The sequence below is a fragment of the Streptomyces sp. BL1 genome, assembly GCF_057628045.1.
The window spans coordinates 8025788-8040346 of record NZ_JBXYWZ010000002.1; the positions used below are offsets into that span (position 1 = coordinate 8025788).

Sequence of the window (14559 nt, forward strand, 5' to 3'; positions counted from 1 at the left end):
GTGACGGTGCACATGTCAACAGGTCTGGTCCAAGTTGTGTCGAAGACATGAACCGACCTGGGGTCTGAGGGGCGTTCTCTGGTGGAGTGCTGAACGCACCGGTCTCCGGCGGCCGTTGCTCCGGGGGTTGCGGCGCGCGATGCCGCTCGCCGCGGTGCCGGTGGTGGCGCCTGGCGTTCAGTGGCGGGCGCGGCTTCCGCTCATCCCGTTCGGGTGGGGGTGGGTGAGCGCGGCGCCGGTGGCGGCGCCGCTGCCCCGCGTCATGACGCCTGGCCGGGTGCCGGCAGTTCAGCCCTCGGGGCCCCAACGCCCCGTGGCTTCAAGGCTTATAGCCCCTTGTGGCCCCCGGCACGGCCGTCGAGAGTCGTCAGACGAAGAAGGCGTTCATCCCGGGTACGTCGGAGAGGTAGGTCTCGATGCTCGCGATCTTTCCGTCGCGGAGCCGGCAGACCGTGGCCAGGTATTCGTCCAGTACGGCGTCCTCGCGGTGCGCGGTGTTGTGCAGGGAGAGCGCCATGTTCTCGCGGCTGACCAGGAGATGCAGCAGCTCGAAGTCGAGGCCGTACGAGGCGATCAGCTGAGCGCGCTCCACCACCGAGTCGGCGCCGTCGGCCGTACCGGAGATGGCGTTGTCGCCGGGCAGGGTCCAGGTGGCGTCGTCGTGCAGCAGGGCTCGGATGCCGTCCCAGTCGGCTGAGACAAGGGCCTGGTGGAAGCGGCGCCCGAGGGCGAGGTTGGCTTCATTCGTGGACATGACGTTCCCTTCCCAACGCTAAAGCGGCGCTCTCCGCTTTAGCGCGACTGTATGCGCACCCGCCACTAAAGCGCAACGCTTTGCTTTAGAGTGGAGGGGTGAACGCTGACGCATCGACGAAGCGGCCCGGAGGCCGCAGCGCCCGCGTCCGTGCCGCCGTACACGGCGCCGCGGTCGCGCTGGTGAGCGAGTTCGGAGCCGACCAGGTGACCCTCCCCGCCGTGGCCCAGCGCGCGGGGGTCAACTCCAGCACCCTCTACAGGCGTTGGGGCACTCTCGCCGCGCTCCTGGCCGACGTCGCCCAGCACCGCGGCGACGCCGACGCGCCCCCGCTCGTCGGCGATCTGCGCACCGACCTGGAGAACCAGGCGGTCTGGACGCTGGCGGAGCTCTCCCGGCCCGGTGGCATCGCGTTCTTCCGCGCCGAGGTCGCGCCCGACGTCGACGAGCGGCACGACGGACTGCGCGAGTGTCTGCGCAGGGTCAGCGAGCGCTTCCGTCCCGTCCTCGACGCGGCGCGGGAACGCGGCGACGCACCCGCGCCCCCGTCCTTGCAGCAGGTTCTGGACCGGATCGTCGCGCCGCTCTACTTCCGGGTGGTCTTCTCGATTCCCGGTACGGATGAGGCGTACGTCCGCGAACTCGTCGCGGAGTTCCTCGGGGATCCCCAGCCCGAGGCTTGACCTTCGACCGGCTCCGCGCGCGCCGGCGGAACGGAGCCCGCACACGACTCGCCCCCGAAGACCCGGAGCCCCGCCTGCCGGTGTCGGGCTGCGGTGGGGGAGGGGGCGGCCGGTCAGGGCTTGCGGGCGACGCCTCCGTACATGGCGATGTCCTTGTCGTCGGCCGGCTCGTCGTCGGGCTGCGGGCGCCAGCGGTGTACCTGGACGACGCCGGGCTCCTCCAGCTCCAGCCCGGTGAAGAACGCCGCGGCCTCGGCGTGGCTGCGCAGCTGCATCGGCATGCCCTGCCGCCCGTACTCCCGTGCCACGCGGCCCACTTCGTCCGGCGCGAAGTCCCCGGTGCCGATGGTGGCGGCGAGGAAGCTGCCCGGTGGCAGCGGGTCCAGCAGCCGCCGTACGAGGCCGTGGTCGTCGTCGGAGGCGAGGATGAAGTGCAGGATGCCGATCACCATCAGGCCCACCGGCTCGTTCAAGTCCAGTGTCCGGCGGAACCCTTCGGAGCCGAGGATGGCGTCCGGTTCGCGCATGTCCGCGTCGATGAACTCGGTCCGGCCCTCAGGGGTTCCGGACAGCAGCGCCTGCCCGTGCAGCAGGACGACAGGGTCGTTGTCGACGTAGACCACGCGCGAGGCGGGCGCCACGTCCTGCACGACCTCGTGCAGGTTCGGCCGCGTGGGCAGCCCCGTACCGATGTCGAGGAACTGCCGTACGCCGCGCTCGCGCGCCAGATGGGCGGCGGCGCGGTGCATGAACGCCCGGTTGGCGCGCATGTGTACGGGCAGCGCGGGCCACTGGGCGCACATGATGTCGGCCGTGGCCCGGTCCACCTCGTAGTTGTCGCGGCCGCCCAGGATGTAGTCGTAGACGCGCGCCGAGTGCGCCTCCGTACTGTCGATCAGCCCAGCCCCGTCGCCCCGGGCCGCACCCTCACTGTCCTCCTGCGCCACTGACGCCTCCGCTCCCGTGTCCTGTTCAGCGCTCCGACGGACACCCTGCCCTGACGGGGCGTCGGGGACAACTCCCGTACGGTGCGGGTTCGTTGGCGTGCGGCTGCCCTGTGCTTCGGCGGGTCTACGCCTCGAGGAATTCCAGCGCCCGGGCGACGAAGGCGTCGTGGTACTGGAAGATGCCGCCGTGTCCCGCGTCGGGGTAGAGGGGGACGAGCTCGCCCCGGGGCAGCCGGGCCGCGAGATCGAGGGAGTTGACGCTCGGGACCATCCGGTCGCTCTCCCCGTTGGCCACCAGCACCGGCTGGTGGATGCGCGACAGGTCGGCGGGGGCCCGGGTGCCCCAGCGGCGGATGGCCTTCAACTGGGCGCGGAAGGACGACAGGGAGATGGCTCTGTCGCGGTCGTCGGTGCGTTCCTCGAGCCGGTTCAGGAAGGCGTGGGCCGCCTGCCGGCCGTCCGCGGTCCGGGTGAAGAAGAGGTAGTGCTTGGGGTCTTTGAAGGTAAGGGCGCCCCTGAGCATGTCCTTGAGGGTGAGGCCGGTGACCTTGTCGATGCCGGGGCCTCCGGCAGGGCCCGTGCCCGCGAGGATCATTTTGCGTACGAGGTCCGGCTCCTGCGCCGCGAGGACCTGGGCGATGAAGCCGCCCATCGACAGGCCGAGCAGGTCTACGCGGTCGTACCCGAGGGCCTTGACGAACTGGACGGTGTCGCGGGCCATCGCCTCGACGGCGTCCGGCGTGGAGCCGTCGGAGGCGCCGACGCCCCGGTTGTCGAAGGTGATGACCCGGCGGCGGGCGGCGAGTCCGTCCACGACGCGCGGGTCCCAGTTGTCCAGGACGGCGGACAGGTGGTTGAGGAGGATCAGCGGTACGCCGTCGTCCGAACCGTGCTGCCGGTAGGCGAAGTTGACGCCGTCGACGGGTACGAAGCGGGTCGGCGCGTTCTTGTACGGCGACGGGGCGGGCGTGGGGGAGCCGGGCGGTGCGCTCATGGTGGGGTCCTGAGGGGAGCTGTGAGGTGTGGTGTGTTCGGGGGACGGCCGGCTCTCCAGCCGGCCGTGCGGGCCCGCCCGGGGGTCAGGTCATGGAGACGACGACCTTGCCGGCCTTCGCGCGGCCCTTCTCGACGTACTCCATGGCCTGGAGGGTCTCGTCGAACGGGAAGACGCGGTCGACGACGGGGTGGATCTTCCCGGCGTCGATGAGTGGGGTGAGCGCGCGGAGTTGGTCGCCGTCGGCCCTCATGAACAGGAACGAGTACGTCACTCCGAGGCGCTTGGCCCGGCGACGGGCCGTGAAGCTGAGCGCGGTCATCGCCAGGCGCAGGACCGGATTCGCGCCGAGTTCGCGGGCGAAGGCCGGGTCGGGCGGACCCGCGACGGAGATGGCCGTGCCCCCGGGCCTGAGGACGCGCAGGGACTTGGAGAGGTTGTCGCCGCCCAGGCTGTCCAGGACGACGTCGTAGTCGTCGAGGAGGGTCCCGAAGTCCTGTGTGCGGTAGTCGATGACCTCGTCCGCGCCGAGCTTCTCGGCCAGGTCCACCTTGGCGGTGCTCACGGTGGTGGCGACGTGCGCGCCGAGTGCCTTCGCCAGTTGGACGGCGATGGAGCCGAGGCCGCCGGCGCCCGCGTGGATGAGGACCTTCTGGCCGGGCTGCACATCGGCCCGCTCGACCAGTGCCTGCCAGGCGGTCAGGGCCACCAGGGGAAGGGAGGCGGCCTCGGTCATGGTGAGCGTGGTGGGCTTCGGAGCCAGGTCGTCCTGATGGACGGCGATGAGGTCGGCGAACGTGCCGATGCGGTCCTTGTCGGGGCGGGAGTAGACCTCGTCGCCGACTGCGAACTCCGTTACGGCGGCGCCCACTTGGACCACCTCTCCGGCCAGGTCGTTGCCCAGGACGAGGGGGAGCCGGTACGGCAGGAACGCCTTGAAGTCCCCGTTGCGGAGCCTCATGTCCAGCGGGTTGACGCTCGCCGCGTGGATCTTGACCAGGACGTCGTGGGGACCTACGGAGGGGTCGGGGATCTCGGCGGCGCGCATGTTGGCCGCGCCGCCGTACTTGTCGACCGTGAAGGCCTTCATCGCCGTCTCCGTTTCCTTTCCCGGCCGCGTGGGGGCGGGATGTTCATTCGTTGCGGGGTGCTGGCTATATGCACCAGTTTGTGATGGTTCTGCGTTTGTGCGCTGCCCCGCGGGCACGGCCGGGGGCGTCCCCGGCGGCTCAGGCCACCGGCACTGCGGGGTTGATGACGTGGCCTGCGGCGCCACCCTGGAGGCGGTCCAGCGAGCCGGCGATTCCCTCGTGGGGCACGCCGAGCGGTACCGCGCTGACGTCGGTCAGCCGGGCGTACTGCGCGTCGGTCAGCTGTACGTCGAGGGCGCCGAGGTAGCTGTCGAGCTGGGTGAGGCTGCGCGGGCCGATGATCGGGACGAGCGTGGCCACCGAGCGGGCGGCGCGCTCGCGCACCCAGGCCACCGCCACCTGGGCGGGTGTCGCGCCGGTCTCCTCGGCGACGGCGAGGACGGTGTCGACGACGGCGGTCTTCTGGCCGGTGCTCTCGGTGTGAATGACCATGCCCAGGTCGCTCAGGCGCCCCTCGGTGGAGGTGCGGTATTTGCCGGTGAGCAGTCCGCCGCCGAGCGGGGACCACAGGGCGGCACCCAGGCCCAGGCTCTCGGCCATGGGCAGGAGTTCGCGGTCCGCGGTGCGTTCGACGAGGCTGTACTCGTGCTGGATCCCGACGATCGGGGCCTGGTTCTTGAAGTCGGCGAGGGTCACCGCGCGCGAGACGCGCCAGGCGGGGAAGTTGGACAGCGCGGCGTGGTGGATCTTGCCGGCGCTCACCAGGTCGTCGAGTCCGCGGAGAAGCTCTTCCATCGGCGTGAGTTCGTCGGGGAAGTGCACCCACAGCAGGTCGATGTGGTCGGTGCCCAGGCGCTTCAGGCTGGCCTCCACCGAGGCGACCATGTTCTTGCGGCTGTTGCCCGTCCTGGAGATGTCCGGCTGCGGGGCGGCGCCGAGGGTGAACTTGGTGGCCAGGACGAAGTGGTCGCGGTCGGCGGAGATCAGCTTCCCGGTCAGCTCCTCCGACTCCCCGAACTGGTAGCCGTCCGCGCTGTCGAGGAAGGTGCCGCCGGCCTCGGCGAACCGGTCGAAGATCTGCCGGGCCTCGTCGGGCTCGGCGCCCGCGCCCCAGCCGGTGCCGAAGTTCGCGGTGCCGAGCGCGTACTCGGACACGCGCAGTCCGGTCCGGTGGCCGAAGGTCGTGTAACGCATGAGATGTCCTTGCCTGAGGGGTGGGAAGGCGGTCGTGCCGGGGCGGAGGGGCGGGATCAGCCCGCGTTCGGCTGGAGTGCCGCGGACAGGCCCTGCTTGACCTGCCGGGTCAGCTCGTCGGCGACGATCTCGGGCAGGCCGGTCTCGACGCCGTCGAGGGCCTGGGCCGCGACGTCGGCGGCGGAGACCTTCTGGTCGGCGGGGACCTCGGCGGCCATGTCGGTGTCCATGTACCCGACGTGCAGGGCGGAGACGGTGATGCCGCGCGGTGCCAGCTCCTCGCGGCTCGCGCCGCTCAGCGCCCAGGCGGCGGCCTTGGAGGTGGCGTAGGAGCCGAGGCCTGCCGGGTGGTACCAGGACAGGACGGACAGCACGTTGAGGACGGCGCCGCCGCCGTTGCCCTCGATCACGGGGGCGAAGGCGCGGGTCGCGGCGAGCGGACCGAAGAAGTTGGTGTCCATCTCCCGCCGCACCTCGTCCAGTTCGCCGCCGATCAGCGTGGCGCCGGTGGAGATGCCCGCGTTGTTGATCAGCAGCGTCGCGTCGGAGGCGGTACGGGCGGCCTCGCGGATCGACCCCTCGTCCGTGACGTCCAGGCGCAGCGGGGTGACACCCGGCAGGTCGACCGTCTCGGGGCGGCGGGCCGCCCCGTACACCTTCGCTCCGCGCTCCACGAGCTGGGCGGCCAGGTGCCGGCCCAGCCCCCGGTTGGCGCCGGTGACGACCGCGACCGCGTTCTTGAGCTCCATGTCTGATCCTGCTCCCGGTAGTGGCGGGCGCCGTCCGGCCGCCCGCACCCAGTTGGTTTAGATTGCGACTACAATCTAAACATCGGATTACGATAGATGCCAGTCGACATCCAAAATGGTTTCACGGAGAAGCACGCAGGAGGTGGCCATGGGCCGCGTATCGCAGGCGCAGGCGGAGGAGAACCGCAGACGGGTCGTGGACACCGCCTCCCGGCTGTTCCGGGAGCAGGGCACGCAGGTCAGCGTCGCCGACCTGATGAAGGCGGCCGGGCTGACCCACGGCGCCTTCTACAAGCAGTTCCCCTCCAAGGAAGCACTCGTCGACGAGGCCACCACTCACGCGATCGACGAGCTCGGCCGGCGGTACACCGCCGGGCTCGAGCAGTACGACGGGCGGCGTGAAGCCGCGCAGCGCGAGCTGATCGACGCCTACCTCTCCGTCGAGCACCGTGACGACGTGGCGCACGGCTGCCCGGTCGCGGCGCTCGCCACCGACATCGCGCGCGGCGGCGGGGGAGACGAGGCCCGGCGCGTCTACGCGGAGGGAGTGGGCGACTTCGCCGGCTTCCTGGCCGACGGGGAATCCGGTGACGGCCAGGACGGCCTCGCCCGTCTGTGCACCCTGTTCGGCGCGCTCGTCCTGGCCCGCGCGACCAAGGGCTCCCCGCTCTCCGAGGAGATCCTCGCGGCCGCGCACGCGGCCGTGACGGAAATCGACTGAACAGCGGGTACCACCACCAGGCGCACCGTGACCGCCCCAGCGGCTAAGTGCCGCCGTCAGCGCGGCAGCAGGACCGCGACCTGCTGCCGGATGTCGCGCGCGATCTCATCGGTGCTGAGCACAGGTACGAGAACGTCGTCGGGCGGCGTACTCGTACCGAACGTCCGCGGTGCTACGCGGGCACGGGGAAGAGCAGGCAGCTGCTGGTGGCGTGGGCGAGCAGGCGGTCGTCCGCGTCGACCAACTGGGCCTGGGCGAGGGCGGTGCGGCGCCCGCCGTTGACCACGGTGCCGATGGCGCGCACCCGGCCCGTCTCCACTGTGATCGGCCGCAGGAACTTCACGGTCAGGTCGAGCGACGTGTACGCCATCCCCTGCGGGAGCGTGGACTGGACGGCGCAGCCCGCCGCCGAGTCGAGCAGGGTGGCGAACACGCCCCCGTGCACGCTGCCGATCGGGTTGTAGTGCTCTTCGCCCGGCAGTACGGAGAAGACCGCCCGGCCGTGCTCCACCTCGTCGAGGCCGAAGTCGAGGGTCTGGCCGATGGGCGGCCGCGAGATACGTCCCGCCTGCATCGCGCGCAGGAAGTCGAGGCCGGTCATCTCGCGGGCGGACTCTGCGGGGATCGAGGGATCGTCCCAGCTGTACGTACGCGTGCGTCCCACAGTCCAGCGCCTTCCGTCCGGCCGCCCTCTGGCGCCCCGCTCTCTGACTTCGTTGAGTGAAGCTAGCTCCGGCCGCATCTGACTGTCAATGGTGAAGCCAGGGGCCCTACGATGACGGGATGGAGTGGCTTGAGGCGAGCACGGAGAACTGCCCGGTCCAGCGCGCCCTGGACGTGGTGGGGGAGAAGTGGACGCTGCTGATCCTGCGCGACGCCGTCAACGGGGTGCGCCGCTTCGACGACTTCCACCGCCACATCGGGCTCTCGGAGGCCGTCCTCAGCGACCGGCTGCGCAAACTGACCGCGGCCGGAGTCCTGGAGGCCGTCCGCTACCAGGAACCGGGCCGCCGCTCCCGCAACGAGTACCGGCTGACCCGCAAGGGCTGGGAACTGTGGCCCGTCCTGATGGCGCTGGGCCAGTGGGGAGAGCGCCACGCCCTCGGCCCCGAGAGCCCCGGACCCGTCCTGGACGTCCGCCACACCGACTGTGGCGCGCCGGTCCGTGTCACCGTCCAGTGCGACGCCGAACACACCGCGCTGACCCCCCGGGACGTCACCGCCCAACCGGGGCCGGGCGCCCGCCGCCGGGCGTGAACAGGCCGGCCTGAGGCGGAGCCGTCGCGGCACTCCGAGGCCGGGACGGCCGATCCCATGCGGCTCTTCTGCGGCGGGACAGCAGTGCGATGGGGGCCGGCGTTCGGGCGCTCAGCCTCGGCGGGGGCCTGCCTCCATGGAGCAACTCCCGCCGGAACAGCACCCATCAGTCCGACGGACGCCCGGCGCGCTCGCCGGTCCAGCGCACGCCCCGGTGGCCCGTCAGCCCGGCAGCCGCGCTGCTCCCAGGGCTGCGATCGTGGCGCGGGCGAGGGCGTCCAGGTAGCCGGGGGGCAGGGGGGTGCGGGCCATGACGAGGCGCCAGTAGAGGGGGCCGCTGGCCAGGTCGAGGGCGAGGTCGACGTCGGTGTCGGCCGAGAGCTCGCCGCGCGCTACGGCGTTGCCGATGACGGTGCCGGCGACGCCGCGCTGCGAGTCGCGCACCGCGGCCTGTACGGCGTGCGCGATGTCGGGGTTGCGGGCCGCCTCGGCGAGCAGGTCGGGGAGGATCTGCGAGGCCGTGGGGTGCTCCAGCACCGCGGCGATCGCGCCGAGCAGGGTACGCACGTCGCCGGTGAGGCTGCCCGTGTCCGGGGTGGGCAGGCCCTGCGCGGCGAGGGTGGACATCACGTCGAGGACGATGGGCAGCTTGGAGCGCCAGCGCCGGTACACGGCGGCCTTGCCGACGCCGGCGCGGCGGGCGATGCGCTCGATCGACATCCGCCCGTAGCCGACGGTGGCCAGTTCCTCGATCACCGCCGTACGGATCGCGTCGGTCACGTCGTCGCGCAGTACGGCCGCTCCCGCGGGCGCGCGCCGCTCGCGCGCCGCCGCGGGGGTCTCCTCGCCTGTGTGGTCACCCATGCCCCGACCCTATCCCGGGACGGAACGCTTGTGTTCCGTCGTGCCGTGCTCTACCGTTCACGTCGCGACGGAACGCACCCGTTCCATCGCTTCGGCCGGGCCGCCTTGCTGACCGGCCGGCGGACCGAGACCACGAGGTGAGAGCCAGTGCATGTGCCGACCGCCGCTCCCGAAGAGCCGCCGGCCTCTCCACCGGGGCCGCCGGCACAGGTCCTGCCGCCGGCCCCGCCGCCTGCGGGAACCCCGGCGCAGCTGGCCGCCGCGCACGGTCTCAGTCCGAGCGGCGCGCGCCCCGGACTCCCGCAGTACGTACGGCAGTTGTGGGCGCGGCGGCACTTCATCACCGCCTTCGCCGGGGCCCGGCTGACCGCGCAGTACAGCCAGGCGAAGCTCGGCCAGCTCTGGCAGGTCGCCACCCCGCTGCTCAACGCGGCGGTCTACTTCTTCGTCTTCGGCGTCCTGCTCGGCGCCAAGCGCGGCATGGGCATCAGCACGTACATCCCGTTCCTGGTCACCGGCGTGTTCGTCTACACGTTCACGCAGGCCTCGGCCATGGCCGGTACGCGGGCGGTCTCCGGCAACCTCGGCCTCGTACGCGCCCTGCACTTCCCGCGCGCCGCGCTGCCGATCTCCTTCGCCCTCCAGCAGCTCCAGCAGCTGCTGTTCTCCCTCGGCGTGCTGTTCCTGATCCTGCTCGGCTTCGGGCACCACCCGCGGATGTCGTGGTTCCTGGTGGTGCCCGCGATGGCGTGCCAGTTCGTGTTCAACACCGGGCTGGCGCTGGTGCTGGCGCGGGTGGGCAGCAAGATCCCCGACCTGTCGCAGCTGCTGCCGTTCCTGCTGCGTACGTGGATGTACACATCGGGCGTCATGTACAGCCTCACCGACACCCTCACCCGGGCGCACGCCGCCCCGTGGCTGGTGGAACTGGCCGGGATGAACCCGGCCGCCGTCTACATCAACCTCATGCGCTTCGCCCTCATCGACGGCTTCGGCGCGGACCAACTCCCCTCGCACGTCTGGGCTCTGGCAGCCGGCTGGGCGCTGCTGCTGGGCCTCGGCGGCTTCGTGTACTTCTGGAAGGCGGAAGAGAGCTATGGACGCGGCTGACACCACGAGCACCGGCGCCACGGGCACGGCAATCGCAACACCGCCCGCACCGGCCGCCTTCCGGCAGGCGACCGTCATCGCCGACGACGTCCACGTCGTCTACCGCCCCCAGGGCGGCAGCAAGGGCGGCGGGGGCGCGGTCGCGGCGCTGCGCCGGATCTTCCGGCGCGGCCCCTCCGACGCCGCGGTCCGCAAGGTGCACGCCGTACGCGGCGTGAGCTTCACCGCGTACCGCGGCGAGGCCATCGGCATCATCGGCTCGAACGGCTCGGGCAAGTCGACCCTGCTCAAGGCCGTCGCGGGGCTGCTGCCCGTCGAGTCCGGCACCGTCTACAGCTGCGGCCAGCCCTCCCTGCTGGGCGTCAACGCCGCGCTGATGAACGACCTGACGGGTGAGAAGAACGTGCTCCTCGGCGGGCTGGCGATGGGAATGTCACGCCAGGAGATCCTCGAACGGCGGGACGACATCATCGAGTTCTCCGGCATCGACGAGAAGGGCGACTTCAGCTCCCTGCCGATGCGCACGTACTCCTCCGGTATGGGCGCCCGGCTGCGGTTCTCCATCGCCGCCGCCCGCGAACACGACGTCCTCATGATCGACGAGGCGCTGGCGACCGGCGACAAGTCCTTCCAGAAGCGCTCCCAGGACCGCATCCACGAACTGCGCGAAAAGGCCGGCACGGTCTTCCTCGTCAGCCACAACAACAAGTCCATCCGCGAGACCTGCGACCGCGTCCTGTGGCTCGAACACGGCGAACTCCGCATGGACGGCCCCACGGAGGAGGTCGTCGCCGCGTACGAGAAGGGCAGCGCCTGAGAAGGACACTCGCCGCTGACACGGCGGTCCCGCGTGGTGGGGCCGAGGTCCGCCTCTCTGGTGCGGCGCCCTCGTGCAACGCGAGGCTGTGCTGCGAGGCCGCGCTGAACCGGCGGCCTGCTGCGCCGCGGGGCCCCGGGCCGCGCCCGTCGGCGTCGTGACGCCGCGCCAGCACGGCGGGCTCCGCCGAGCCGCGAACGCAACGCCGCACAGAACCGGGGCAGTTCACGCCCGCGACGTCCCGCGGGACAGCCCACGCCCGCGACGTCCCGGGCGCCGCGGGCCGCCGGGCCGCGCCGCGTGGCCGCGAACGCGAGCACGGAAGAGTCCTCCACGCCGCGCCGTCCACACCCGCGCCGTCCCGCGCGCCGTCCCGCGCGCCGTCCCGCGCGCCGTCCCGCGCGGCGACCCGCGCGGCGGGGCCGCCCACGCCGAGGAGTGGCCGGTCCCGCCGCCCGTACGGTGCCAGGCGGCACGTTCGGCGGGGGAGAGGCGGGCGCCGCGGCGGGCTTCAGGCCGCGAGGCCGAAGCCCGCAGGGGTGTCAGCTCGCGGGGAGGTTGCGGGCCAGGAGGGCCGGGAGGCGCTCCCAGTGGCGCTCCAGCGCGGACTCGTTGAACGCCGAGGTGTCCGCCATGGTGAAGCCGTGCACCGTGCCGGGGTACACCTCGGAGGTGTAGCGGACGCCGGCCGCGTCCAGGGACTTCTCCAGCCGGTCCACGTCGTCGGGCGTCATCGCGTCGTCGTCCTCGGCGTGCCCGAAGTGCAGCTCGGCCTTGATGTGTTCGGCCAGCAGGTGCGGGCTGTCCTCCGCGTCGGTGGCCAGGTGCCCGCCGTGGAAACTGGCGGCCGCGGCCACCTGCTCCGGATACGCGGCGGCCGTACGTACGGACAGCAGCCCGCCCAGGCAGTACCCCGTCGCCCCCACCGGGCCCGGCGCCACCTCGTCCTGCTGCTCGAGGAACTCGAGGAAGGCTCCCGCGTCCGGCACCGAACGGTCCGGCGTGTGCCCCATCAGCATCGGCCGCACCTGCTGGAAGAACGCCTCGCGCTGCTCCGGCTCGCTCATGTCCGGCACCGGGACGACCGGCGCGCGGCCGTGGCGGTAGAAGACGTTGGGGACCAGCACGTAGTAGCCGTACGAGGCGAGCTGCTCGGCCATGCCGTTCAGGACGGGCCGCAGTCCGAAGATGTCCATGTAGAAGAGGACGGCCGGATGCGGGCCGTCGCCCTCGGGCGCGGCGACGAACGCGTCCGCCGTACCGTCCGGGGTGGGGATGTCGACCTGCCACGACGTGACCTGCCTGGATGCCATGCGAAGTGATCCTTCCTCGGCGTGATGCGTGATCCCGTCCTATCACCGCGAGCTGTCGGACCGTCACGTGGGCGGCCCGCCGCCGTGGCCCGCCACCGGACCGGCCCGCGGGATCGCCGCTGCACACCCCTACCTACCGGTAAGGAGAGGCCATACCCTCGGCGTTCATGACCGACCTGCGGCAACGCCGCGGCAGAGCCGCCCTCGCCGTCAGCTTCCTGGCCCAGGGCGCCGCCTTCGCGCTGCTCGTGACGCGCATCCCCGCCCTCCAGGACCAGCACGGCATCTCCGACGCGATGCTGCCCGTCTTCCTCGCGGCCGTTCCCGTACTCGCCGGAGCCGGCAGCGTCGCCACCGAACACCTCGTCAAACGCGTCCGCCCCAGCCGCGTACTGCGCTGGTCCCAGCCCGTGGTGCTGCTCGCGCTGCTGGGCGCCGGAGCCGGCCACGGCATGCTCGGCGTGGCGCTCGCGCTGGGCGTGTTCGGGATAGCCGTCGGCGCGCTGGACGCGTCGATGAACATGCTCGGCGTCAGCCTCCAACGGGCGTACGGGCGCAGCATCATGCTCGGCTTCCACGCCGCTTACAGCCTCGGCGGCATCGCCGGCGCCAGCCTCGCCTGGGTGGGCGCGCACTACGACCTGACGCTGATCGTCTCCTATCTGCCCGCCGTGGCCGTGCTGCTGCCCGCAGCGCTGATCGCCAGCCGCTGGTACGTGGACGCCGAGAAGACACCCGCACCGGAGGGCGACCGGGAAACACGGGGGAGTACCTCGCCTGTCCTCTTCCGGCTGCTGCTGCCCCTGTGCCTGGTGATGACGTTCACGTACATCGGGGACTCCACGGTCTCCAACTGGTCCGCCAAATACCTCAAGGACGTGCTCGGCAGCTCCGAGCAACTGGCCACCGTCCCCTACAACCTCTACATGATCACCACGCTGATCGGCCGCGCGGTGGGCGACGCGGGAGTGCGCCGCTTCGGCGCCGTAGCCGTGGTGCGTACGGGCACCGTCCTCGCCGCCCTCGGCTTCGCCACCGTCGCCGTCGCGCCCGGAGCGTGGGCGGGACTGGGCGGCTTCACCCTGCTCGGCTTCGGCCTGTGCGTACTCGTCCCGCAGACCTTCGCCGCCGCCGGCCGCCTCTTCCCCGGCGATTCGGACGCCGCGATCGCCCGGCTGAACGTCTTCAACTACGTGGGCTTCCTCATCGGTTCACCCCTCGTTGGCGCGGTCGGCGACGCCTGGAGCTACCGGGCCGCGATGCTCATCCCGATGGCCCTCATCCTCGTCACCCTCCGGTACGCCCGGTACTTCGCCCCCGCGCCCCCTTCTCCCACCGACCGCGGAGAGCCCGGTGACCATGCGGAGCCGGACCGTCGCGGAACGTCGGGGCACGGCGTGGAACCGGACCAGGACGACCCCACGGAACGGCCCGCCGCCGGCCCGTAGGGAACGGCCCGTAGGGAGCGGCGGCCCGCCGACGGTGTCAGATCAGGTGCTTGTGCCCGCGGTGCTGGGACGCCTCCAGCAGCTTGGCGCGCGCCGCGTTGAGCCGGTACGAGATGACCCAGCCGACCCAGTGGTTCACCGACGCGCCCAGCGCGGAGTCGGCCGCCATCATCATCCGTACGGTCGCCGCATCGAATTCGAGGGTCCGCACCGGCGTCATCGCCTCAGCGCCGAGCTGCCACACGTACGGCGGGAACAGCCATGACCAGCCGACCAGTTCACCCTGACCGAGGTTCTCGATCGCGATCCTGCCGCCGTCCGGAGCGCGGACGTCGAGCGTGACGGTGCCGGAGCGTACGAGCCAGAACTGCTCGGCACGGGTGCCCTCGTCGAACAGCCGCGCACCACTGGGGAAATTGACGTCCTTGGCTGTCTCCACCAGACGCACGCGGTGCTCCGCGGGCAGCGAGGTGGTGATCCGGGTGGGGGAGAACGTATTCATGGCATCCTCCGGTGCGCGACCACGGGACGCGATGGGGGGCGGGAGCGCGTCCTCTCGCCATTGTCCTGCGAGTCACCCTCCGAGTGCCTGGTCAAACGAGGGAAGCGCGGGCGAA

The 14559-nt window shown here is 71.7% G+C and carries 16 protein-coding genes; 6 read left to right on the forward strand and 10 right to left on the reverse strand.

The annotated features are described in order from the left end of the window. Positions 1-367: 367 nt before the first annotated feature. Positions 368-754: a nuclear transport factor 2 family protein gene (locus AC3AGO_RS35475; RefSeq protein WP_487824422.1), complete on the reverse strand. Its 387-nt coding sequence runs from the start codon at positions 752-754 to the stop codon at positions 368-370. A gap of 98 nt (positions 755-852) precedes the next feature. On the opposite strand from AC3AGO_RS35475, the gene AC3AGO_RS35480 reads away from it, so the two are divergent. Beyond that, positions 853-1437: a TetR/AcrR family transcriptional regulator gene (locus tag AC3AGO_RS35480; protein ID WP_487824423.1), complete on the forward strand. Its 585-nt coding sequence runs from the start codon at positions 853-855 to the stop codon at positions 1435-1437. 113 nt (positions 1438-1550) lie between these two features. Here the strand turns inward: AC3AGO_RS35480 and AC3AGO_RS35485 are convergent, their stop codons facing one another. The 5 genes from AC3AGO_RS35485 to AC3AGO_RS35505 form a co-directional block, all read right to left on the reverse strand. Further along, a complete protein-coding gene (locus tag AC3AGO_RS35485; protein WP_487824424.1) occupies positions 1551-2384 on the reverse strand; it encodes an SAM-dependent methyltransferase in 834 nt (277 codons plus the stop codon). A gap of 124 nt (positions 2385-2508) precedes the next feature. Beyond that, positions 2509-3378, reverse strand: a complete 870-nt coding sequence (locus tag AC3AGO_RS35490; RefSeq protein WP_487824425.1) for an alpha/beta fold hydrolase — start codon at positions 3376-3378, stop codon at positions 2509-2511. Between the two features lie 85 nt (positions 3379-3463). After that, a complete protein-coding gene (locus tag AC3AGO_RS35495) occupies positions 3464-4468 on the reverse strand; it encodes an NADP-dependent oxidoreductase (RefSeq protein ID WP_487824426.1) in 1005 nt (334 codons plus the stop codon). Between the two features lie 139 nt (positions 4469-4607). Beyond that, positions 4608-5663: an aldo/keto reductase gene (locus tag AC3AGO_RS35500; protein ID WP_487824427.1), complete on the reverse strand. Its 1056-nt coding sequence runs from the start codon at positions 5661-5663 to the stop codon at positions 4608-4610. A gap of 56 nt (positions 5664-5719) precedes the next feature. Beyond that, positions 5720-6412, reverse strand: a complete 693-nt coding sequence (locus AC3AGO_RS35505; RefSeq protein ID WP_487824428.1) for an SDR family oxidoreductase — start codon at positions 6410-6412, stop codon at positions 5720-5722. A 148-nt stretch (positions 6413-6560) separates the two neighbouring features. Here AC3AGO_RS35505 and AC3AGO_RS35510 point away from each other — a divergent pair, with 148 nt between their 5' ends. Further along, complete coding sequence (locus tag AC3AGO_RS35510) at positions 6561-7133, forward strand: TetR/AcrR family transcriptional regulator (RefSeq protein WP_487824429.1); 573 nt, start codon at positions 6561-6563, stop codon at positions 7131-7133. Positions 7134-7305: 172 nt separating this feature from the next. Here the strand turns inward: AC3AGO_RS35510 and AC3AGO_RS35515 are convergent, their stop codons facing one another. Further along, positions 7306-7797 carry a PaaI family thioesterase gene (locus AC3AGO_RS35515; RefSeq protein ID WP_487824430.1) on the reverse strand — a complete coding sequence of 164 codons (492 nt, stop codon included), beginning with the start codon at positions 7795-7797 and terminating at the stop codon, positions 7306-7308. 119 nt (positions 7798-7916) lie between these two features. Between AC3AGO_RS35515 and AC3AGO_RS35520 the strand changes: the two genes are divergently transcribed. Next, a complete protein-coding gene (locus AC3AGO_RS35520; RefSeq protein ID WP_487824431.1) occupies positions 7917-8390 on the forward strand; it encodes a winged helix-turn-helix transcriptional regulator in 474 nt (157 codons plus the stop codon). A gap of 222 nt (positions 8391-8612) precedes the next feature. On the opposite strand, the gene AC3AGO_RS35525 is transcribed toward AC3AGO_RS35520, so the two are convergent. Next, positions 8613-9254: a TetR/AcrR family transcriptional regulator gene (locus tag AC3AGO_RS35525; RefSeq protein WP_487824432.1), complete on the reverse strand. Its 642-nt coding sequence runs from the start codon at positions 9252-9254 to the stop codon at positions 8613-8615. Positions 9255-9467: 213 nt separating this feature from the next. On the opposite strand from AC3AGO_RS35525, the gene AC3AGO_RS35530 reads away from it, so the two are divergent. Both AC3AGO_RS35530 and AC3AGO_RS35535 read left to right on the forward strand, forming a co-directional pair. Then, the gene (locus AC3AGO_RS35530) at positions 9468-10364 is read left to right on the forward strand and encodes an ABC transporter permease (RefSeq protein ID WP_487824920.1); all 897 of its coding nucleotides are present in this window, start codon (positions 9468-9470) and stop codon (positions 10362-10364) included. Continuing rightward, positions 10351-11181: an ABC transporter ATP-binding protein gene (locus AC3AGO_RS35535; RefSeq protein WP_487824433.1), complete on the forward strand. Its 831-nt coding sequence runs from the start codon at positions 10351-10353 to the stop codon at positions 11179-11181. Before AC3AGO_RS35530 ends, AC3AGO_RS35535 begins: the two co-directional genes overlap by 14 nt. A gap of 542 nt (positions 11182-11723) precedes the next feature. Here the strand turns inward: AC3AGO_RS35535 and AC3AGO_RS35540 are convergent. Beyond that, on the reverse strand, positions 11724-12494 hold the full coding sequence (locus AC3AGO_RS35540; RefSeq protein WP_487824434.1) for a dienelactone hydrolase family protein: 771 nt from the start codon (positions 12492-12494) through the stop codon (positions 11724-11726). A gap of 167 nt (positions 12495-12661) precedes the next feature. Between AC3AGO_RS35540 and AC3AGO_RS35545 the strand changes: the two genes are divergently transcribed. Then, the gene (locus AC3AGO_RS35545; RefSeq protein ID WP_487824435.1) at positions 12662-13942 is read left to right on the forward strand and encodes an MFS transporter; all 1281 of its coding nucleotides are present in this window, start codon (positions 12662-12664) and stop codon (positions 13940-13942) included. Positions 13943-13979: 37 nt separating this feature from the next. Here AC3AGO_RS35545 and AC3AGO_RS35550 read toward each other — a convergent pair whose 3' ends face one another. After that, a complete protein-coding gene (locus tag AC3AGO_RS35550; RefSeq protein ID WP_487824436.1) occupies positions 13980-14444 on the reverse strand; it encodes a cyclic nucleotide-binding domain-containing protein in 465 nt (154 codons plus the stop codon). Positions 14445-14559 lie beyond the last annotated feature (115 nt).